The 23,100-nt window shown below is 38.0% G+C and carries 14 protein-coding genes; 8 read left to right on the forward strand and 6 right to left on the reverse strand.

The genetic code is table 11. From position 1 onward, the window contains the following. Window positions 1–2: 2 nt before the first annotated feature. The 6 genes from ORI89_RS00205 to ORI89_RS00230 all read right to left on the reverse strand — a co-directional run bounded on the left by ORI89_RS00205 (window position 3) and on the right by ORI89_RS00230 (window position 5,943). Window positions 3–485: a hypothetical protein gene (locus tag ORI89_RS00205; protein WP_268228401.1), complete on the reverse strand. Its 483-nt coding sequence runs from the start codon at window positions 483–485 to the stop codon at window positions 3–5. Window positions 486–519: 34 nt separating this feature from the next. Further along, window positions 520–927: a bactofilin family protein gene (locus ORI89_RS00210; RefSeq protein WP_268228402.1), complete on the reverse strand. Its 408-nt coding sequence runs from the start codon at window positions 925–927 to the stop codon at window positions 520–522. 8 nt (window positions 928–935) lie between these two features. Further along, window positions 936–1,763 (reverse strand): M23 family metallopeptidase, encoded by an 828-nt coding sequence (locus ORI89_RS00215; RefSeq protein WP_268228403.1) that lies wholly within the window; start codon window positions 1,761–1,763, stop codon window positions 936–938. A gap of 83 nt (window positions 1,764–1,846) precedes the next feature. Then, window positions 1,847–3,166 (reverse strand): sensor histidine kinase, encoded by a 1,320-nt coding sequence (locus tag ORI89_RS00220; RefSeq protein WP_268228404.1) that lies wholly within the window; start codon window positions 3,164–3,166, stop codon window positions 1,847–1,849. A 3-nt stretch (window positions 3,167–3,169) separates the two neighbouring features. Continuing rightward, complete coding sequence (locus tag ORI89_RS00225) at window positions 3,170–4,525, reverse strand: sigma-54-dependent transcriptional regulator (protein ID WP_268228405.1); 1,356 nt, start codon at window positions 4,523–4,525, stop codon at window positions 3,170–3,172. A gap of 107 nt (window positions 4,526–4,632) precedes the next feature. Further along, window positions 4,633–5,943: a TolC family protein gene (locus tag ORI89_RS00230; protein WP_268228406.1), complete on the reverse strand. Its 1,311-nt coding sequence runs from the start codon at window positions 5,941–5,943 to the stop codon at window positions 4,633–4,635. A gap of 660 nt (window positions 5,944–6,603) precedes the next feature. On the opposite strand from ORI89_RS00230, the gene ORI89_RS00235 reads away from it, so the two are divergent. The 8 genes from ORI89_RS00235 (at window position 6,604) to ORI89_RS00270 (ending at window position 23,093) form a co-directional block, all read left to right on the forward strand. Next, entirely contained in the window at window positions 6,604–7,857 is a 1,254-nt protein-coding gene (locus ORI89_RS00235; RefSeq protein WP_268228407.1) for an efflux RND transporter periplasmic adaptor subunit, read from the forward strand. Window positions 7,858–7,879: 22 nt separating this feature from the next. Next, window positions 7,880–10,252 (forward strand): ABC transporter permease, encoded by a 2,373-nt coding sequence (locus ORI89_RS00240; RefSeq protein ID WP_268228408.1) that lies wholly within the window; start codon window positions 7,880–7,882, stop codon window positions 10,250–10,252. A gap of 81 nt (window positions 10,253–10,333) precedes the next feature. Beyond that, window positions 10,334–11,011, forward strand: a complete 678-nt coding sequence (locus ORI89_RS00245; protein ID WP_268228409.1) for an ABC transporter ATP-binding protein — start codon at window positions 10,334–10,336, stop codon at window positions 11,009–11,011. 27 nt (window positions 11,012–11,038) lie between these two features. Continuing rightward, the gene (locus tag ORI89_RS00250; protein WP_268228410.1) at window positions 11,039–13,456 is read left to right on the forward strand and encodes an ABC transporter permease; all 2,418 of its coding nucleotides are present in this window, start codon (window positions 11,039–11,041) and stop codon (window positions 13,454–13,456) included. Window positions 13,457–13,476: 20 nt separating this feature from the next. Further along, window positions 13,477–15,876, forward strand: coding sequence for an ABC transporter permease (locus ORI89_RS00255; RefSeq protein ID WP_268228411.1), 2,400 nt, complete (start codon window positions 13,477–13,479; stop codon window positions 15,874–15,876). Window positions 15,877–15,902: 26 nt separating this feature from the next. Continuing rightward, on the forward strand, window positions 15,903–18,275 hold the full coding sequence (locus tag ORI89_RS00260) for an ABC transporter permease (protein ID WP_268228412.1): 2,373 nt from the start codon (window positions 15,903–15,905) through the stop codon (window positions 18,273–18,275). Window positions 18,276–18,288: 13 nt separating this feature from the next. Continuing rightward, window positions 18,289–20,694 (forward strand): ABC transporter permease, encoded by a 2,406-nt coding sequence (locus ORI89_RS00265; RefSeq protein WP_268228413.1) that lies wholly within the window; start codon window positions 18,289–18,291, stop codon window positions 20,692–20,694. A 17-nt stretch (window positions 20,695–20,711) separates the two neighbouring features. Next, complete coding sequence (locus ORI89_RS00270) at window positions 20,712–23,093, forward strand: FtsX-like permease family protein (protein WP_268228414.1); 2,382 nt, start codon at window positions 20,712–20,714, stop codon at window positions 23,091–23,093. The last annotated feature ends 7 nt before the right edge of the window (window positions 23,094–23,100 follow it).

Here is a 23,100-nt window from a genome sequence, read left to right on the forward strand (position 1 = left end):
ATTTAGTATTTCCAGAAAGGATAGCGTAATAAGAAATGTTCTTTGCGTTGTCCTTCTCTATACAATAGTAATCCAAAATAAAATAAATCCAAAGATACAGTAACAGAAGAATCTTGGACTAAGTGATTCCACAAGGTATGCACTTTGTTATTTTTATGAGGTTGATCCATGATCACAATTTGCTTCTTTTTCATTGCGAGTTTTAGCTTTGACACATCAAGCTCATCATGTTCAAAAAATAAAGCTGCGGCATCTTGCTTTTCCCTTCCTCGTTGCAACTCATGCACACCCAAATATGCCAGTATATCTTGTAGCAAAAAGCAATACGTTTTAGAAAATTTTGTGGGCAGATCCACGGAGCCCTCTATTTCTTCCTTTTTTTTGTAAATTACCTGATCAGCCAACTTATATACAAAAGGGGAATGCGTACCGTGACGACTATTCGAAACAAAGAAATGCTGAAGCATTCTCCAATAATATAACATGTTAAATAACACTTAAACTTTCAACTACCTTCCCTTACACAGAAAGCAACTTTTGTTCTTCTCCTGCCTGCAGCGCTAAAGTATCCATTTTCAGGCTACCGTTATACTGCCCTCCCATTTCAACTTCCAATGTAGCGACTTTCATATCACCATCAATTCTCCCAGAACTCTTTAGGTGCAATTGTTTACATTCCAAATCGCCCAATAATTTGCCAAAGATAATCACCGAGTTGCTCTTTATAGTTCCAGTAACCTCTGCTTTTTCTCCTAATATCACCCCTTTATCTAAATACACATTACCTTCTATCTTGCCATCGATACGTATAGCACCTTCTCCAATAATATCACCATGTATAGTGATACCATGCGCAATAACCGTTGTTATTGGTAATTTATCCAAATTCGTCACTTTACTACTATTATTTTCTTTTTTCTTAAACATATTAAACCTTAAAATGTTAAATAATCGATCGGATTAATTCGTTGTCCATTACGGATGATTTCATAATGTAAATGTGGTCCGGTACTCCGCCCAGTATTTCCTAGTCCTCCGATTTTTTGTCCTAACTTGACAGCTTCATTATTTTTAACATGAATTTTTGACAAGTGCCCATAAAGGGTTTGAAAGCCATTCTTGTGATTAATAATTATACAATTACCATACCCCCCTTTCCACCCTGCAAATACAACAACACCATGAGCCGTACTTCGCACTTCACTACCCACCTTGCCCTTAAAATCTAACCCTTGATGGTTTTCAAATCCGCCACTACCAAATGGATTTCTTCGATATCCAAAACCAGACGTCTGCGCTCCGTCATGTGGCTTCCCCATAGGCACGTGCTTAATCATATTTTCAGCGACCAATAAATCTCTTTCATATAAAGCTACAATCTCATCAATCTCACTGACATCGATATCTAAAGGGCCACCGGCATTTTCTAATTTCATTTCTTTCAATCCTCTATCCTTCAAATAATTATTTATTTTCCGAAAACTACTGTCAATAGATTCAAATGATTTTTTTGCTCTATCAATATCAATAGCATTTCGAATCTGATTGGCTCTTGCCAACTTCTCCTTATAGATAGTGGAATAATGTTCATTAACAAACTCGTAAGCAAAAAACACAAGGACAGCTGCGAGTATGGAAAAAGTTACAGTGCCGATCAAAAGATACTTTTTCCAATTTAGCAAAATCAAGGTAGGGATCTGTATGGTACGTTTATCTTTTCCCTCTGTGCCTACAAAAAGCACTGAAGTTTTATGTTTCAACATATCGGATATATAATCTAGGTTTCTAAGATAGAAAAACTTACTAAGTAAAACACAATTTTTGCAAACATTCACCTATCATCTTGCTAAAATTGCAATGTAAACGCAGCTCCTTCGCCTTCTTTACTTTCAACAAGGAGATTTCCGTTATGTAACAACATTATTTGCTTACTAAGTGTTAAACCAACTCCACTTCCTGTTTTTCGAGTTGTAAAAAATGGAGTGAATATCTGATCTTGTATTTCTTCTGACATTCCATTACCATTATCTTGTATCCGAATAGCTACATTTCCTTCCCGTAACATTCCTGTAATACTGATGTAAGGAACTTCAATATCTTTCACAGCCTCTATAGCATTCAATAGCAAATTAATTAAAACCTGCTCTAAAAGATTCGGATCTGCATACACCATTAAACGGCGATCCTTCAAAATAATATCTAAATCGATATTCTTCTGCAACAAAGTAGGCTCGAGTAATTGATATACATCTTCAAAAAGCATATTTAAAGCTATATCTTTTCTTTCAGGTTGATCGACTCTATTTATTTGTCTATAGCTTTTCGCAAACTGCAATAAACCTTCACTGCGTTTCTTAATTGTATGAATACCTACTTTCAGATCATCTATATCCTCGTCCACAATTCCTTGTTCCAAACGCCCGTGCAAAGTTTCAGCCAATGAACTTATAGGCGCAATCGAATTCATAATCTCGTGTGTCAAGACCCGCAATAGTTTTTGCCAGGCTTTAGTTTCTGTTTCATCAATAGCTTCATTAATGTTTTGATACATCACAATCCTAAAAACACCATCATTAGTTTCAAACTCAGAACTGTGTGTCAATAATTTCACTTTGCCTACCGATGATCCTGCTGTTTCAATCTGTTGATTACCGGTTTTCATAGCAATGGTTTTTTCGTATAATTCTGGGTGACGCTTCAGTAATCCTCGAAGATTACCTAAATGAGGGGTCTGAAAAAGTTGCTTAAACGAATCGTTGATCCAAATAACCTGCTGGGTGTCTACTTTATAAAACAGCAATGCTGAATCCAGCATATTTATCACTTTTGTTAAATACTGATGTTGTATTTCTTTATCGACACTAATCTGCTTATACACTTCATTTATTTCATTAAACGCAGCAAATAAACGTCCTTCTGTCGTTTTAGGATGTTTCACGACAAACCTTCGCGTAAAATCCCGGTAATGTACTGCTTCACTAAAGTCTAAGACATGATTTACTAATTTCCTCTCTTCTCTCAACCATTGATATGCCAAGACAATTAACATTACAAACAATAATACAGCATACGCATATTGTTTATCAAACAAGAGGTAAGCGGTAACAACAGTAATTACCAGCAAACAACTAATTTTTAAAAAAAATAGTAGACTGGGACGATTCATGAATCAGATATTATATTTATCCATCCTTCTATATAGAGCTGCCCGAGTTAACCCTAATTCTTTTGCAGCTTTACTAATATTCCCACCATAACGTTCAATAGCCGACTGTATAGCTTTACGTTCCATCTCTTCCAGACTTTGGTTAGATGGGTATACTTCTTCAGAACTTATTTGCTCTTGTTCTATCGGAGAAAATAATATATCATGAGCACCTATACTATCGGCTTCTGTCATAATCACAGCTCGCTCCATACTATACTGTAATTCACGCACATTACCAGGAAAATGATATGCTTTTAACTTACGCAAAGCATCTCCTTCAAGCCCCTCTATATTTTTATGGTACTTATGGTTATAAAAATCAAGAAAATAATTAGCTAACAAAATGACATCCTCACCTCGTTCACGCAAGGGAGGCACTTGAATTTCTACCGTATTTATTCTATATATTAAATCCTTCCTAAAACGACTTTCATCAGCCAAAGATTTTAGAGGAACATTCGTCGCACTCAATAAGCGAATATCTATAGGTAAAGGATTATGTGACCCCAAAGGTACGACCTGTCTATTTTGCAAAACACTTAATAACTTAGCTTGCTGATGCAAACTAATATTACCAATTTCATCCAAAAACAATGTACCCTTATCTGCAGCCTCAAAACGTCCTTGTCTATCCTCTCTTGCATCGGTAAAAGCCCCCTTTTTATAACCAAAAAGCTCACTTTCAAAAAGACTCTCTGTCAGCGCTCCCACATCCACTTTAATATAAGGCTGTGCAGAACGCAATGAACGCACGTGTAACGCCTTAGCTATCAAATCCTTTCCTGTTCCATTTTCGCCCAATATCAGAATATTTGCTTCTGTAGGCGCTACTTTGTCTATTTTATACTGCAAATCTTCCATAACAGCCGATTTACCTACCAACTCTTCTTCTCTTCCTACACCTACTCTTCTTGTCTTCTTGCCTTCACGTGCCTTCCCTTCCTCCATTACATCAGTAAGAGTCTGCAGCAAATGTTCATTTTGCCACGGTTTAACTATAAAATCAGATGCGCCACTTTTCAGGGAACGGACAGCTAAATCCACTGCCCCATAAGCTGTAATCATGACTACGCGGATATGCGGATAATGAGCTTTAATTTTTCCTAACCAGAAAAGCCCCTCATTACCTGTATTGATGGCACTTTTAAAATTCATATCCAAAAGCACGAGATCAACCTCATTGGTTTCTAATACACGAAGTAAATTTTCCGGATTTTTATCGACAATAACCTGCTTTACTTTAGGTTTCAACAAAATTCGCACTGCTGTCAGCAGATCTTGATCGTCATCAACAATAAGTACAGTAGCTTTCTTCATTCTTTTCTTTTTTCAGCCAGCACCTTCCTATAGCGGTATTAGCCCGATTTCAAACTATCATTCATCTACCAACACAAGCTATCGGCTTATTCAACACACGTACTAAGTTAGCGGATTTCAAGTGTTCCCGCATAATAATCGTTGATATATTTTTGCAACATCCACTCATATTGCTTAATTACAAGTTGGTTTTTTGTATTGTCTAATTTATTTTTTGCTGTTAAAAGCATAACTGAATTACTATTACCGGCATCAAAATGCACCTGTGCTATACGAAAAGACTCCTGATAACTAAGTTCCTGCTGCTGCAGATTTTTCACATTCTCTTTCAACGTCTGTAAATTAAATATTGTTCTAGCAGTTTCTTCACGCAATTTATTTTCTTCACTTATTTGTCTTAATTTAGTTTCTTCAACATCAACCATAGCCAAGCGGACCTGACTACGCACTGCAAATTGATTGAAAATAGGGATCCTTAAATTTAACGATACTCCTTTGGATAAAAAATTATCCATCTGCCTAAAATAACTTCCTGTACTTTCACTGGAGTACCTCGACCATAATCCTGCACTCAACGAAAGTGTGGGATAATAACCTGTTTTAGCTTTTTTAACCCCTTGTTCTGCTTCCTTAATCCGCCATTTCAGAGCTTCCATTCCTGGCAAGCTTTCTTTTGCTCTTTCAAGAAGTTCTGTACTGTTATAAACATACAGCTCTGCTGGCATTACCAAACGATCTAACTCTAGCAAATCGTTCACCTCTATATTTAACAAGCGGGCCAAACGTAATTTACTATTATGCAACACCTGTTTATTGCCTTCCATACTGTTAATATCGGACTGCAACTGACCTTTCAGATCATGATAATCACCCGGATTCACTGCACCTTCACGTTGCAACACTTCCATACGCCTTACTGTTTCTTCCGTCACAGCCAATGCATCTTTTGCTTGTTTTAACATATCCTGTGAGGTCAACACTGTAATATATGCCTCAATGACATCCAATTTAAGTTCGTTTACCGCATTATCAAATTCCAACCTACCCGCTTCTTTTGCCTGTGCTTTCATGCGAACATCGTACAGTATTTTTAAGCCATCAAATATTGGCAAATTCATATCCAGCGATTGATTACCCGAATAATATCCAGCCGTAACAAATTGGTTTGTCGTAGGATTAATACTCCGCCCTTCATTATAGCCATGTCCAATTCCAGCATTCAAACTCGGTAAGCGATTGTATTGAGCTTGTTTATACTGAATTTCATTCCGCTTCAGTGACAATTCATTTAACTTTAATTCTGGATTGTTTTCCACCGAAAGTGCAATACAATCAGCCAATGACAAACTTTTCTTTTCCTGCGCAGACAATGACAAAAAAAGACAACTTAGAAACAATAAAAAAACAATTCTATACATATAGCTGATATCCTATTTCAAATTACACAATCTTTTACATAGCACGTGCCAAAATCACAACAACCTAAGTAACAACACAGTAAAACACACCGAGCAAACCAGTTGTTCGAAAACGGACACCCGATGTACGTAGTCGAACAATCCAGCTACAGAGACCATAATAAGCCGCTGAATTTATGCCTTACTTGCTCATCAAAGTCTTATAAAACATTAAATATCAGCTCATTTATTTCTCTAGTTCTATTTTTCAAATGTGCATCATCTGTTTAAACATTTTTTCCACTCCTTATGTAGTAGTATTAACTTACTGCATAATAATCACGCAAACACAACAAAACCTCAAAGCCTCCACATTCAAAAATATCTTACTCCAAGCTTATGCACAAGATTTAAAGCACAATATCCTAGAAAGCTCATGAATAATCAGTCACTCACCTACATCCTAGTTGCTTTTTATTAATCTTACATTTAAGTAAAAAACAACACAACGTTCAACAACGAACAAACGACTGTCCGAATATGAACAGTCAGCACTTTCGCACTTTAAAAACACCCTTGATAATCAGTGTTTTAAAAAAACGGCATAAGATTGTATATAATCTGAATACGGAGCAAATCCGTATAGTGTATAATTTTTAACTTGTTAATGCTTAATTTTAAATGGATAGACCGATAAAACAGAAGAAATGGAATAGCAAACGCATATTAACTCTCGTTGGCGTACTAGGAATATTGGGATTAATTGGAGCGAGCTACTATTTCACTAGCGGTAACAGTCGTTTGAATGTCGAAGCAGACCGCATCAGTATTGTCGAGATCAAAGAAGGTTCTTTTCAAGAGTTCATTCCTATCAACGGAACTGTTCTCCCTATCAGTAGTATTTACTTGGATGCCTCCGTCGGTGGTCGTGTCGAAGAAAAATTCGTCGAAGATGGCGCTATATTAAAACAGGGAGACCCTATTATGAAACTATCCAATACCGATCAAGAGTTAAGTTTAGTAAACCAAGAGACTTCGGTCCTTAACCTCTTAACACAATCGCAAATTGCACGTACAAATGCCGAACAGGTATCCATTAACAACCGTAACCATATGGCCGATGTAGAATTGGCTTTTCGAGAAGCAGAACGTGTTTACAATTTAAACAAAAAACTTTACGCTGAAAAAGCAATAGGTTCACAGGAATATGAAAAGTCTGTCAACGACTATAATTACCAAAAAGAAAGAGTAGTACTTACCAAACAAATACTTCGCCAGGACTCTATATCTACTAGCCAAAAAGCTTTACAAGATCAACAGACCTACCAGCGGACACAAAGTGCTTTAGAACTTATGCGCCAAAAAGTAGGCGACTTAGTTTTACGTGCGCCTGTAGATGGACAATTAACATCTTTCGATGCAGAGATCGGGCAAAACAAAAATGCAGGAGAACGCCTTGGCCAGATTGATGTATTAACGGGTTTCAAAGTTCGTGCAGAGATTGACGAACACTACATCAACCGCATTTTTACGGATCAGGTCGGTGAATTTACACTAAGCGGCAAACCGTATCAATTAAAGATCAAAAAGGTTTATACACAAGTCACTAACGGGCGTTTTCAAGTGGATATGGAATTCGTTGGCAAAGCGCCTGAAGGTGTACGACGTGGTCAAACCTTACAGATACGTTTAGCATTAAGTGACGAAACGAAAGCTCTTCTTTTAGCTAAAGGTGGTTTTTATCAACAGACAGGTGGAAACTGGATATTCAAACTGGATAAAAACGGAAGCACAGCCTACCGAGTAGACATACAACTTGGGCGTCAGAACCCTGAATACTATGAAGTCATGGGCGGTTTAGAAGTTGGCGACAAGGTAATTGTATCTAGCTACGAAACCTATGATAAAATACAGGAATTAAGTATAAAAAACTAAAGCTCTTAACTCATACATTATTATGTTCAAGAACTATTTTAAAGCTGCTTTTCGTAACCTTTGGAAAACAAAAGGTTACAGCTTTCTCAATATATTTGGCTTAGCAGTAGGCATTGCTGCAGCATCGCTGATCTTCCTTTGGGTGGAAAATGAAGTAACAAAAAACGATCATTTCCCCAACAAAAAAGATATCTATATCGTCAAATCAAAACAAAAATATGATGATAATACTTACGTATTTGAAGCTACTCCAAGTCCTTTAAGAAATTCCATTAAAGAAGAAATTCCTGGGATAAAAGCTGCAGCAAGGTTAGATTTTAGCAGTCAATTTCTTATGGCTGTAGATGACAAACATCTCTATCAACGTGGCTACCATGCAGATCCCGATATATTAGATATCTTATCCATCGAGTTTATTGCAGGAAAACCTGAGACAGCTTTATCAGACTTAAATAACATAATACTTAATGAAAAATCAGCTCAACGTTTATTTGGAAACGAATCGGCTCTGGGAAAATCTATCAAAATCAACAATAAAGAAGACTATATTGTATCCGGGGTGGTCAAAGACTTCCCGGCCAACAGTAACTTTCGCTTCGATTGGTTAGTTAATTTTAAAAAATACGAATTAGAAAACACCTGGTTAGAGAACTGGGGAAGCAATTCTGTTATGACATTGGTGCAATTAGAGCCCAATATAGATCTTAGCAGTGCCAATGTGCCCTTACTAAATTTTGTCGAACGCAAAACAGATGGACAGGTTGTGTTTTCCAAAAACTTCCTCTACCCTATGGAACGCTGGGGTATGTATAACCAATTTGATAAAGATGGGAATGAAATAGATGGCGGTATAAAAAACGTACGTTTATTTAGTATCATTGCTTCTGTTATTTTACTAATTGCCTGCATTAACTTTATGAATCTTGCTACCGCTCGCTCTGAAAAGAGAGCAAAAGAAGTCGGCATGCGAAAAGTTGTTGGTGCGGGTCGGCAATCACTTATTATGCAGTTTTTGGGCGAGTCGTTTATCTATGCGCTTTGCTCTGCAATCTTAGCCGTTGTTTTTATTTATCTCTCCATCGGAGCATTCAATAGTTTAACCTATAAAGAATTATCCGTTGATCTGTTAAAACCTTTACATTTCGGTTTTATCATCAGCATCGTATTACTTTGTGGTTTGTTAGCGGGTAGCTATCCTGCTTTCTACCTCTCGTCATTCAATCCCTTAAAAACACTAAAAGGTGCAAAACAAAAAGCTGGTACAGCTGGCTTTATACGTAAAGGTTTAGTCATATTACAGTACACAGCATCTGTCATTTTAATTATCTGCACCATTCTCATCTATCAACAGATTCAATACGGTAAAAATAGAGATATGGGGTTCAATCGTAGTCAAGTTGTTACAACGCCCTTAAGGGGAGATATCTCAAAACATTTTAACGTAATCAAAGAGCAATTAAAAGCAACTGGAAATATAGAGGAAATTGGCTTGAGCGACATGAACGTTATGGAAATTTATTCCAACAGCGGAGGCTTTGATTGGGAAGGCAAAGATCCTAACGCTAATATATTAATCGGTATCTTACGCACTGATGAGGGTTTAATCCCTAGCTTATCTATGCAGATGCATGATGGTCGCAATTTTCGTCCACAATTTTTAGGCGACAGCAGTTCGGTTGTTATCAATGAAACCTTTGCTAAAATGATACAGCCCGATGGCTTAGTAGCTGGGCAGGTAATCCGTTTCGGAGGAGAAGAGCCCTATACTATCGTAGGAGTAGTAAAAGACTTTGTCTACAATAACGTTTATGCTTCCAGCCCTGAGCCTGTTATTTTTGCGCCATTTAATGATACCAGAGGTATTATCAATATCAAAACCAAAGCGGGTATTGATCTTCCAAAAACCATTGTTCAAATTGAACAGATTATAAAAACGCATAACCCAGGCTACCCATTCGAGTATCACTTTTTAGACGAAACTTTCAATAGTAAATTTGCTGGGGCAATAATGATACAAAAATTAGCTTCTGTATTTGCTGCTCTATCTATTATTATTTCATGTTTAGGTTTATTCGGGTTAGCCTCCTATTCTGCCGAGCAAAGAGCTAAAGAGATTGGTATACGAAAAGTGTTAGGAGCTTCTGTTTCACGCTTAGTGGGCATGTTAAACTTTGAATTTATTATACTTATAAGTATTTCCTGTTTGATTGCGTTTCCTTTTGCATGGTGGTGGATGCACAATTGGTTACAATCATATAGCTATCGCATTGATATCGGTTGGTTTGTATTTGCTGCTGCAGCATTCATTGCCATTACTATTGCAATATTGACAATCAGTTCACAAGCATTACGAGCGGCTACTGCCAACCCAACAAAAACACTAAGAGATCAGTAAATAACAAGTAAACAAAGAAACCGAGTGCAACGAGCTCCTTTATCATAATGGGAATCGGTCCTCATAAACACATACATACAGATGATTAAAATATCAAACCTACAGAAATACTACCGCACCGAGGAAGTCGAGACAGTAGCTTTAAACAACGTCAACATTCATGTGAAGGATGGCGAGTTTGTAGCCGTTATGGGGCCGTCAGGCTGTGGAAAATCTACATTATTGAATATTATCGGTTTATTGGACGATTTGGACGAAGGCAGCTACTTATTTAACGGTACAGAAGTCGCTAAGTTCAAAGAAAGTAACCGCTCTAACCTCCGCAAACATAATATAGGTTTTGTATTTCAAAGCTTTAATCTCATCGACGAGCTTACTGTTTTTGAGAACGTCGAACTGCCGCTAATCTACACAAATGTACCTGCAGCCGAGCGTAAACGCCGTGTAGAAGAAGTATTGGAAAAAGTACAAATTATGCATCGCCGTAATCACTTTCCGCAGCAGCTATCTGGCGGTCAACAACAACGTGTTGCCGTAGCTAGGGCGGTAGTAAACAACCCTAAACTGATCTTAGCCGATGAGCCTACAGGTAACCTTGACTCTAGTAATGGTAATGAAGTGATGCAACTATTAACGGAGCTTAATGAGGCAGGAACAACTATCGTAATGGTAACACACAGTGAACATGATGCTAAGTTTTCTGACCGCGTTATTCGCATGTTGGACGGGCAAGTGATCATGGCTACAGAAAATGTCTAACTACCTGACAAATGTAAAAAAAATGATATGAACGGCTTACGATTGACTTTCCGCAAACTATGGAAAAACCGCTTATTCAGTGGACTTAATATTCTAGGTTTGACCATCGGCATTTCTGCCTGTTGGATTATATTCAACATTGTGCAGTATGAATATAGTTTTGATAGATCCCATCCTGATAAGGATAATATCTATCAAATTGTAAGCAAAAACTTCTTTGAAGGCAAAGAAGGAGATTTTGGAGGTATACAATTAGCTCTGGCTCCCTATATTAAAGAAAATATCAAACAAGCCGAATTAGTTGTACCGATATATAATCGTTATTATGAAACGGTTAATTTAAAATCTAGAAATCAGGAATTAAAAACTTTTGATGAACCCCAAGAGGTAAAAAGCACTAACAGTGCTTACTTCGATATGGTTCCTTATACGTGGTTGGCCGGCGACCCTAAAACGGCGCTTGAACATCCTAATCAAGTAGTTCTTACCCGGTCTCGATCAGCAGTTTACTTTTCAAAATTAACTGCTGAGGAAATCGTCGGACAAACGATCTATTATGATGAGGATGCTTTCAAAGTTTCGGGCATTATCGCTGATTTAGAAAAACCCAGTAGCTTTATGGGACAAGAATTTGTCTCCATCTCTGCTGAAGATCAAAACAGCGACAACTGGCTAAGTTCAAATTCAAATAATATCCTTTTTGTAAAGTTAAACAGCAACTACACGACACCTTTTCTCACAAGAATTAACGAGAAAGTAGCAGAAATGGGTAAAGAGTTCTTTACCAAATACAACTATCAGACTTGGTATGAACTTCTTCCACTTTCAAAAAAACATTTCAGTACGCAATACAGCACTGGCGACCATGTCGCAAGCAAGCAAATGCTATATGGACTAATCGGTATAGGGACCTTTCTATTGCTTTTGGCTTGCATAAACTACATCAATCTGAGCACAGCACAGCTTCCTTACCGCGCAAAAGAAATTGGTGTACGCAAAACATTAGGTGAAAAAGGGGGGCGACTTACAGCTACTTTCCTTCGTGAAACATTAATCATCTGCTTGTTGGCATCAATCTTTGCTTTTCCCCTCGTTCAACTCTTTCAACGGCTGTTCGCTGATTTCATGCCGCCTAACATAGATCACTATAGTAACTTGTTAGCAGCTTTAGCTTTTTTAGTCGGCCTTGTTATTTTTCTAACATTAATAGCTGGGCTATACCCCGCATTCCTCATCAATAGAGTAAATGTTGTTGACGTGATGAAAACTCAAGGAACAGGCAAACTTTCTTTAGGAAGCCTTTCTCTACGTAAAGCACTTATTATCTTTCAATTTATTATCGCACAGGTTTTTGTTATCGGTAGTAGCATTATTGCTTCACAGATGGACTTTGTAATGAATACAGATTTAGGATTCAACAAAAATGCAGTAATAACAATCCCTTTACCTTATAAATCAAACCATAACGCAGATACCAATCCTTTTCTTTATAAGCAAGCTTTGGCAGCATACCCACAGATAGAACATATAGCCCTCGGTCATTTACCATTAAGCAATAATCATTGGGGCGATACCTTTATCTTGAAGTCGGACACCGGTGAGGTACAACTCAACTTATCTGTTAAGCACACGGATCCAGATTATTTTGATGTATATGACATACAACTACTTGCTGGAAATCGCCCCACTTTAGCGGACACTGCCAATAGCATATTTTTTAATGAAACAGCCTGCCGACAGTTAGGAATAAAAAACTATGCAGAGGCTATCGGACGGGAAATAGAAAATAGTGAAGAAAACAAAACAACTATTATACGAGGTATAATAAAAGATTTTCATCATAAAAATATGCATGTAAATGTTGAACCTATGGGTGTACAGATAACGACTAAACGCAATTATCTACAAACTTGGAATATCAAATTAACTAAAGACGCCGAAGAGTGGCCAAAAACAATTGAAAACCTCAAAAAAGAATGGACAAAGCTTTATCCCAATGCTCCCTTTGAATACAAATTCTACGATCAACAATTGGCATCACTTTACGAATCCGACCGTCGTCAAGCTCGGATGATCAACCTCGCTACTTCGATCACTATTATTATTAGTTGCTTAGGACTATTTGGCCTTGTTACATTAAGTGCCTACCAACGCACCAAAGAAATCGGCATCCGCAAGGTGCTTGGCAGCTCTATAGTGGGGATTATGACACTACTATCCAAAGAATATATAAAACTCATTCTTGTAGCTGTTATCATTGCTTGTCCTATCGCATGGTGGGCAATGGATAAATGGCTACAAGATTTTGCATACCGCATTGATATACCTTGGTGGTTATTAATGGCAACAGGCGTGGCAACCCTTGTTATAGCACTTCTATCGGTCAGCTATCAGGCATTCAAAGCTGCTAGGGCTAATCCGGTGGACAGCTTAAGGGACGAGTAAAATTAGAAAGGAGATACCCAATGTTTAAAAATTACATCAAAATAGCTTGGCGCAACTTAGTAAAGAACCGTTTTTTCACCTTACTGAATATAGGTGGTTTAGCCATCAGTCTGACAGTAGCCATTTTACTCTTCAGTTATGCTAAAGACCAACTAAGCTACAATAAGGATTTTTCACAGGCTGACAACCTCTATCGGGTGAATATGACCATGGTGCCTGATTATGATAGCGAGCGGTGGGTAAATATTCCTAATGCTGTTGGCCCGGCTATGCTCAATGAGATTCCAGCAGTAAAAGACATGGCTCGATTAGTACGACTGAATTTTGGTGGGACAGCATCTTTACGAACAAATAATGAAAATTATCTAGCCACAGATTTTTACTTAACAGATGAAGCTTTTTTCAGACTATTCGATTTTAAATTTATTGAGAAAAGCACAGAAAAGCTATTCCAGGACCCTAATAGCATTGTCATATCGGCAAGTGAAAGCAAGCGCCTATTCGGCGATGAATCTGCCTTAAACAAACGTATACTAGTTAATCAAAACCTAGAATTCAACGTCACAGGTGTGTTTCATGATATACCTAAAAACAGTAGTTTTGACGGACGTTACTTCTCTAACATCATGGATTCCTGGATGGGTAAACAGCTTTATTGGGCAAATGCCAGCTACGAGACCTACTGTTTACTACATGAAAATATTAACCTAGCTTCCGTAGAAAAACAAGCCACTGCGCTTATCGATAAACATGTTTCTAAAGAAGACCAGTACTATGTAAAATTTAACCTTCAATCTATAAAAGATGTTTTTCTTTACTCAAACGACCTGAAACACGCTATTTCATCAAAAAAAGGAAATATAAACAATATACAGGTGCTCTTTTTATTGGCAGTTCTCATTATTGGCATAGCCTGCATCAATTATATGAACCTCGCTACTGCTCGCTATAATAATAACACAAAAGAGGTTGGGGTTAATAAAGCTTTGGGAGCCTCTCAACAACAGATACAACTACGTTTTTATATAGAGACTGCGCTAATAAATTTAATTGCTATAGTTACAGCGCTCGCACTAGCTTATTTGCTTTTGCCTCTATTCAACAACATAAGCGAAAGCTCTCTTTCTGTAGGCACAATGCTATCGGCCAACAATATCGCTATGTTCTTTCTACTATGGTTAGGCATTAGCCTTCTTGGCGGTAGCTATCCCGCATTACTGATGTCACGCCTACCCACACTAGGGCTTATGAAACAATGGACACGTGCAAATAGCAGTAATGAAATTATACGTAAAAGCCTTGTCGTTTTTCAGTTTTCCTGTTCTATCATATTGATTATAGGCGTCATCGTGATGACGATGCAGCTACGTTATATCAACGAAAAAGACCTTGGTTACGAATCAAAAGACCTCTTGAGTATCTCAATCCGTTCAGTTTCCAATATTTCTCAATTAAATAGCCTTAAAGAATCTATACAAAATGTTAGCGGCACCGCATCTGTTGCAGCCTTACAAAGTTTCCCAGGCTTTAACGAAAGCGGAAAAAACATACAGCGCCCTGGTCAAACGGGGTTGGGACTTCCCACCCTGGCATCATCAAGTTTAGGAGAAGTTAGCCCAACATTAGGCTTACATATGCTTGCTGGCAAAGACCTCCCCAAACAACTTGCTAAAGGTGACAGTACCTGCTATATACTCATTAATGAAATTGTAGCGCAGTATCTCGGCTATAAAAACCCGGAAGATGCAGTAGGTAGAGTTATAGAAACCGAGATGGCTAAAAACAGTGTGATTACAGGCGTGATCAGAAATTTCCATTTCTTAGATCTGAAAGAGACAATAGGAGGTTATATGTATTACCATATGCATTCCCCTAACGAAGGGCCACAATACCTCTTGGTCCGCCAATCAGGGGGCGATAAATCCGCCTACTTAGAGGCAATTAAAAAAGTATATGCACAGTCAATTCCTGAAGCAGCTTTTGATTATCAATATATCAGCGAGCATCTGGCCGATCATTATCAAGGAGAAAATAAAACGGCACAAATTATACGCTTATTTTCGTTACTCACAATCGGTATTGCCTGTCTTGGTCTATTTGGGTTAGCCGCCTTCACTGCAGAACAGCGTAAGAAAGAAATCGGCATTAGAAAAGTATTAGGTGCAAGTACCAAGAGTATTATGCAGATGCTTTCTAACCACTTTTTCGTTCTAGTTATTATAGCTATGTTCATAGCTTTCCCCATTTCGTGGTGGTTATTTTCCGAATGGCTAACAGGTTTTTCATACCATATCAGCATACCTTGGTCAGCATTTGCATATGCTGGGGCCTTCACCCTACTCATAGCGTGTATTCCTATCGCATTTCAGGCATTCAAAGCTGCTAAAGCTAATCCTGTTGATAGTTTGCGGGATGAATAATAAGAAAAATTAAACAAAATAAAGACATGAGTAGTGTAAAGTCAATATTCAGAAGCTTAAGGAACAAGAAAATATACAGCGTAATTAATATCCTGGGATTGGCGATAAGTTTGTCCACTGCTTTATTAATTTTACTATGGGTACAAGACGAATATAGTTTTGATAAATTTCACTCCAACATTGAACAAATATACAAAGTCAATGCTCATCTAAACCCCGAAAAGAATGGAGATGTATGGCCTGGAACGCCAGCAATAATTGCCAATTATGCACAGGAACTTCCTCAAGTATACAAAGCCACGCGTATTTTCCCTCGCGAGCAAAATGTTACGCTCGTAGATAATGAGCGAAACCACGCCACAACAGCAATTAACATTCACTATATTGACAGTAACTTTTTAAGTATATTTAATTTCCCTTTATTGGAAGGCAACCTTTCTGGTTTCCACTCCTCCCCTACACAAGCATTAATTACAGAATCTACTGCATATAAAATATTCAACAATCAGGTTACTATCGGTAAAACTTTCAGGTATGACAATGAACTTTTTACTGTTGCAGGTATTTTAAAAGATCTGCCTCAAAACTCTTCTTTACAATTTGATGTGCTTATTCCGCTGGAATATCATGCGCAACGTTTTACGAAGCGCGGAGGGAATGGTAACAGGAAGACAATTGATGAAGACCTAGGCACTTATCATTATCAAACTTTTATCAAGACCAATCCGAGTACCGATACCAAAGAGATTAGTCAGTACCTAACAAAATCATATCGAAAAGCACAAAACGGGAAAAGCACAACATCCTTTGTTTTAGCTCCACTAGAAAGCTTGCATCTTATAAGCCCTGACGGCAACAGGTCTGCTCTTCAAACGGTGAATATTTTCAGTATTGTAGCGTTATTACTATTGCTTATCGGTGCAATAAACTACATTAATTTAAGTACAGCAAGAGCTTTAGATCGAGCTAAAGATGTTGGTATACGCAAAATAATAGGTGCTAGCCGAAGCCGTTTATTTCGGCAGTTTATTCTTGAAACTGTTGTGGTGTTTTCCATATCATTAAGCCTCGCCCTATTGTTTATCTTTCTATTGCAATCTGGATACAATGACCTTACAAAAAAGACATTGAGTTATTCATTACATAACCCTGCTTTATGGTTGTATATCGCTATTGCAATCTTTGGTACATTTTGTCTATCCAGTATATATCCCGCTCTACGTTTTTCCGCTTTCAATCCGATGACCGCCACACAAGGCAGAGTTTCAAAAAAACTATCTTTAAACAGCCTAAGAAAAGCTCTAGTAATTTTTCAATTTACGATATCAATTACATTGATCATTTGTACTCTAGTTATTAAAAACCAGCTCAACTTTATCCAAAATATTAACTTGGGTTACGACAAAGAGCATGTACTCACTGTTGAATTACCTGCTGCAGCTTCAAATCACATCGATGCTATTCGGACAGAGTTAACCAACAACAAAGCTATACAAGCAGTTTCACTTTCCCGAATTTCGAATTTGACGAATCACGGAGAGTCGACAAGTGATATTCAATGGCCTAGCAAAGAAGAACACAGTCAACTCGTAACATCACAGGCATCTATAGATAAGTATTTTATTCCATTAATGGACATACAGTTAAAAGAGGGGGTGAATTTTAGTGGACTACCTTCCGATTCATCTAGCTTTATAATCAATGAAGCTTTGGCTGAGCAAATGGGGCTAGCTCATCCATACGTTGGCACCAATATGAGTTTACAGGGCTTACAAGGGCAAATCATTGGCGTCGTTAAAGACTTTCATTACAGCTCGGTTAAAGAAAAAATAAGACCTATGGTTTTTTGGATACACTGGAGAGGGAACACTTTGTATGTAAAAACCACAAAAAATCAAGCGCAAGAAGCAATTTCTGCGCTACAAGCTGTGTACAAGCGTTACCCTTCTGACACTCCTTTTAATTACAATTTTGTCGACACTCAATTTGATTATTTATACAAATCTGAACGGCAGACAGGTTTACTGTTCAATATATTTTCGGGCGTTGCAATATTGATCTCCACGCTCGGTTTGTTCGCTTTAGCGACGCACGATGTGCAAACACGTCTTAAAGAAATAGGCATCAGAAAAGTATTAGGTGCTAGTCCCTTTGGAATCATCAAACTACTCGGCAGGAATTTTTTTATACTAATTTGTGTTGCTATTATCATCGCCTGCCCAATAGCCATTTATAGCATGAACAAATGGTTAGGAAATTTTGCTTATAAAGTCGAGTTAAATATTTGGGTATTTATTTTCGGTAGTGGCATTGCAATATTCATTGCCATGCTGACCATAAGCTACCAAGCACTAAAGGCCGCTACAACAAATCCGGTAGATAGTTTAAGAGACGAATAATAAAAACACAGCTATGATCAAGAACTTTTTTAAAACTGCCTTTCGTTTTTTTCGAAAAAACAAGCTTATGACAGCAATCAGCGTCCTAAGTTTAGCTATTGGGATTAGTGCTACGTTGGTTATATTTTTGTTACTACAACATGATTACAGTTTCGATAAACATGTAAAAAATAAAGACCGTATTTTTCGCATCGTTACCAACGGAGCTTTTAAAAATGCAGGTACTTTAGTTCCTCTAATGCGCACCATAGAAGCAGAGTTTACAGGCATAGAAACTGTTGTTCCTTTATTAAAAAGTCCTGATCGAAGGATTAAAATTCCTCAGGAACAAAGTGATGATTTCTCCTTATTCAGTAATGAATCAAAAATTGTCTTAACCAATAGTCAGTACTTTGATCTTTACCCACATATCTGGCTTGCCGGTAGTGCTTCGGTTCTCAATGAGGCAAATAATATCGTGTTAACCCATACAGATCTACACCGTTATTTCCCAAACACCAATCCGCATGATGCATTAGGGAAAACTGTCATGTTTTCTGATTCCATCGCTCTACAAGTAGCTGGCATCGTTCAAGAAATGAAACAAAATTCGGATTTCAAATATGCCAGCTTTATTTCTACAGCAAGTATCCCTGCAAACAAATCCTTGCATCAGGTATTTCAATGGGATACTTGGAGCAATTACTCCGACAGCTACCAATGCTTAGTGCTATTGTCTCCCGGCACAACCGCTCAAAGTATAGAAGCTGAGCTCCCTGTATTACTTGCTAAACATAAGGAGATCAATAAAGAATGGGATAAATTCAACTTACAGCCTTTATCTGATGTACACTTCAACCGTAATTTCAACTACACTGCTACAAAACCTGAAACATTACGCAACCTAGTATTGATTGCTGTTTTTCTACTTTCGTTAGGTGTAATCAATTTTATTAACCTCAGCACCGCCCAATCTATTGAGCGGGCTAAAGAGATTGGTGTGCGTAAAACATTGGGTAGCTCAAAAAATAGGTTAAGACTTCAATTTTTGACCGAAACATTTATAATTACATTCGTAGCCACCATACTATCTATTCTATTACTCCCTATTCTAATGCGGGCTTTTGGCGACTTCATGCCGCCTGATTTTACTTTACAAAAACACACGATCATAGGTCTTATCCTTTTTTTACTGACTCAACTCTTACTTGTTACACTTATGGCCGGTTTTTATCCCGCTTGGGTTCTCACTGGTTATTCTCCGCTTACTGCGTTAAAAAACACAATCAGTAGCAATAACAACCTTTCGCGTAGCGCATGGGTCCGTAAAGCACTAACCATTTTTCAATTTGTACTCGCACAAGTTTTTCTTATCTGTGTATTATTAGTTGTTAAACAAATACAATTCGCCACCAACAAAGACTTAGGTTTCCAAAAAGAAGCTATCGTCAATTTCTATATTCCGGGCAACTATCGCAACGCTGATAGAGGGCTACTGGTAAAAAATAAATTACAGCAAATTCCAGAAATTAAAGCGGTCAGCTTCGGTAATCAGTCGCCTGCATTTTCTGGTATGATGACCACAAATATCAAACATCAAGGTTCTGGAGGTGAAGAGGAGTTGTCAATAGACGTTCGCAATGGCGACGAAAACTACTTGGATGTATACAACATTCCATTGGTAGCAGGCCGGAACGTTCGCTTATTAGATTCAACAAGCGAAGTCCTCATCAATGAAAAAGCTTTAGAGCTCTTACAATTTAAAACCGCCGAAGACGCGCTTGGGCAAACAATAGCTACAGGTAGTAAAACTATAGTAGGTGTCATGAAAAACTTCGATATCGCTTCTGCACATCATGCTATACGCCCGGTCATGTATGAAGGAACAAAAGATGGCTACGTAATGCATATTGCGCTTAATCCTACACAACCGGAAACTTGGAGGACCGCTTTAGCGAAAAGCAAAACAGCTTTCGCCTCTGTTTTTCCTGACGACGAATTTAATTACACTTTCCTTGATGAAACGATAGGAAGCTTCTATCAACAAGAGCAAAAACTATCAAAGCTACTGCGATGGGCAGTTTCGCTATCCGTTCTTATTGCTGGTCTTGGACTTTTTGGTCTCGCTACATTTACGGCAAATCAACGAACAAAAGAGATAGGTATACGCAAAGTATTGGGTGCATCGGTCGGTCAAATAGCCATATTACTTTTAAAAAACTTGCTATTTCTCGTCGGTATAGCCTGTCTGATTGCCTTCCCGATCGCTTGGTATATGATGGACAATTGGTTGAATGATTTCGCTTACCGGACTACTATCAGTTGGTGGATATTTGCAGTTTCAGCAATGGGCTTACTGACTATTGCGACTTTAGTATTATTATCACGAACAATATTTGCGGCCAAAGCTAATCCTGTAGATAGCTTAAGGGACGAATAAACATAGTAAAAATTGATATGTTAAGAAATTATATAAAGATCGCATGGCGTAACTTACGCCTTAACAGAGGCTATTCTACTATCAACATCCTAGGGCTAGCTTTAGGAATGTGCATAGCTCTACTCATAGGTTTGTGGATCATCCAAGAGTTGCGTTATGATCGTTTTTATAGTACGACCAACAGGCTCTATCAAGTCTTTACACTGGATGAATTTGAGGGAAAAAAGCATACCTGGGGAGGTACATCTGCACGAGTAGCTTCACACCTTAAAGAAGAAAGTTCCGAAATTGAAGAGGCTGTACGTATCAGTAATGTCGATATGATGTTAGGGTTAAACGGAGAAAACTTCAAGAGTGATGGTATTTCTGCCGATCCTGCTTTTTTTAAACTTTTTGACTATCATTTTATCGCAGGAGATGCGGAAAGCGCATTGGCAGACCCAACGGATATTGTATTGACCAAATCAATGGCGGAGAAAATTTTCAACAGCACAGATGTTGTGGGGAAAACTTTAGACATGGAAAAGCTAGGCAGTATGCGGGTAGGTGCGATTATAGAAGATATTCCCAATAATTCTCGTTTTTCAGGAACCCAATATTTTTGTTCTTTTGATGTGCTTCGCAAATTGGGTTGGACAATAGACAATGCTACATGGACAGCTTACAATCATCAAACTTTTGTTCTACTACATGAAGGTGCTTCTCTTACAAAGACCAACAATAATATAGCAGATCTGGTCAAACGTCACAACGAAGAAGATACCAAAGCCAGTATATATTTATACCCAGCCAGTCGTTGGCATCTTTATAATAAATCGGAAAATGGTAAAATGGTTGCTGGTAACCTCAATAATTTAAGGATATTCGGCGTTATAGGCATTTTTGTTTTACTAATTGCCTGTATTAACTTTATCAACTTAAGCACTGCCGGTGCGGAACGCCGCTCTAAAGAAGTTGGCGTCCGTAAAGTTATTGGCGCCCAAAAAAGCTCGTTAGTGGGTCAATTTCTAACAGAATCTCTACTATTAGCAGCATTAGCAGGAATTATTGCACTAGCCTTTACTTGGTTAAGTTTACCGTTCTTCAATCAGGTTATGCAAAGTGCTAATCAGATACCTTGGCAATCGTCTCTATTCTGGTTAGGATTTATTGTCTTTATATGTTTAACGGGTATCTTAGCCGGTATCTATCCTGCCTTTTTCCTATCTGCATTTCAGCCTATCAAAACATTAAAAGGTCTTTCTTCAACAGGAAGAAGCTTAAGCCCCCGCCGCACTTTGGTTGTCTTACAGTTTACTATATCTATTTCGCTAGCCATCAGCACTATCATTATCACGCAACAAATACAGTACGGGCAAAAACGGGATAGTGGCTACCAACCTAACAAACTCATTTATGCGTATATGGATGGTAACATACCGAGCAGTTATAGCATCATACGACAGGAATTGCTAGATCTTGATCTTGCTCAAAGTATTACTAAAACACAAAGTCGGATCAGTGCAACCGGAGGCAATAGCTGGGGTTACACATGGCCTAATAGCAAGCCTGAGCATTATGATGTTGTTTTTAATAATATGAGTACGGATGCCGATTTTACAAAAACAATGGGGATCAAGTTACTATCAGGAAGAGATATAGATATCTATAAATATCCTTCCGATTCAACTTCATTATTAATCAACCAAGCTGCTGCTGAACGCATGAACCTGAGCGATCCTATAGGTGCTGAAATCTTTCAAGCAAAAGGCACGGCGTATGAAATAAAATGGAAGGTTGTAGGTGTTATTGCCGATTTCATCAGCGAGTCTCCTTATTCGAAGATCAATCCTATGTTTGTAAAAGGACCTGCAGATTATTTCTACGTTATGCATATTAGGCTTAACCCCAATAAAGATCAACAGCAGGCTTTACAACAGATCAGTGACGTTTTCAAGAAGCACAACCCTAATTATCCGGTAGATTTACGTTTTGTCGATGAAAATTACGCTAAAAAATTTGATAAAGAAAAACGTACCGCAAAACTAACAGCTACCTTTTCTGCTTTAGCCATTTTTATCGCTTGTTTAGGGTTATTCGGACTTGTTGCTTACGCTGTTGTTCAACGAAGAAAAGAAATTGGTGTACGAAAGGTACTTGGAGCATCTATTAGCAGCATTAACACACTGATATCAAAAGAGTTTTTACAATTAGTTATACTTGCTTTTATTATCGCATCTCCCATAGCTTGGTGGGCTATGAACAATTGGCTAGATTCATTCACCTACCGCATCAAAATGGATTGGTGGATGTTTATATTAGTCGGCATAATAGCGACGCTTATTGCACTTATTACCGTTAGTTTACTCGCCATACGTGCCGCACGTGCCAACCCAGTGGATAGTTTGAGGGATGAATAAATATAAA

This window comes from Sphingobacterium sp. UT-1RO-CII-1 (assembly GCF_026711005.1).
GTDB lineage: Bacteria > Bacteroidota > Bacteroidia > Sphingobacteriales > Sphingobacteriaceae > Sphingobacterium.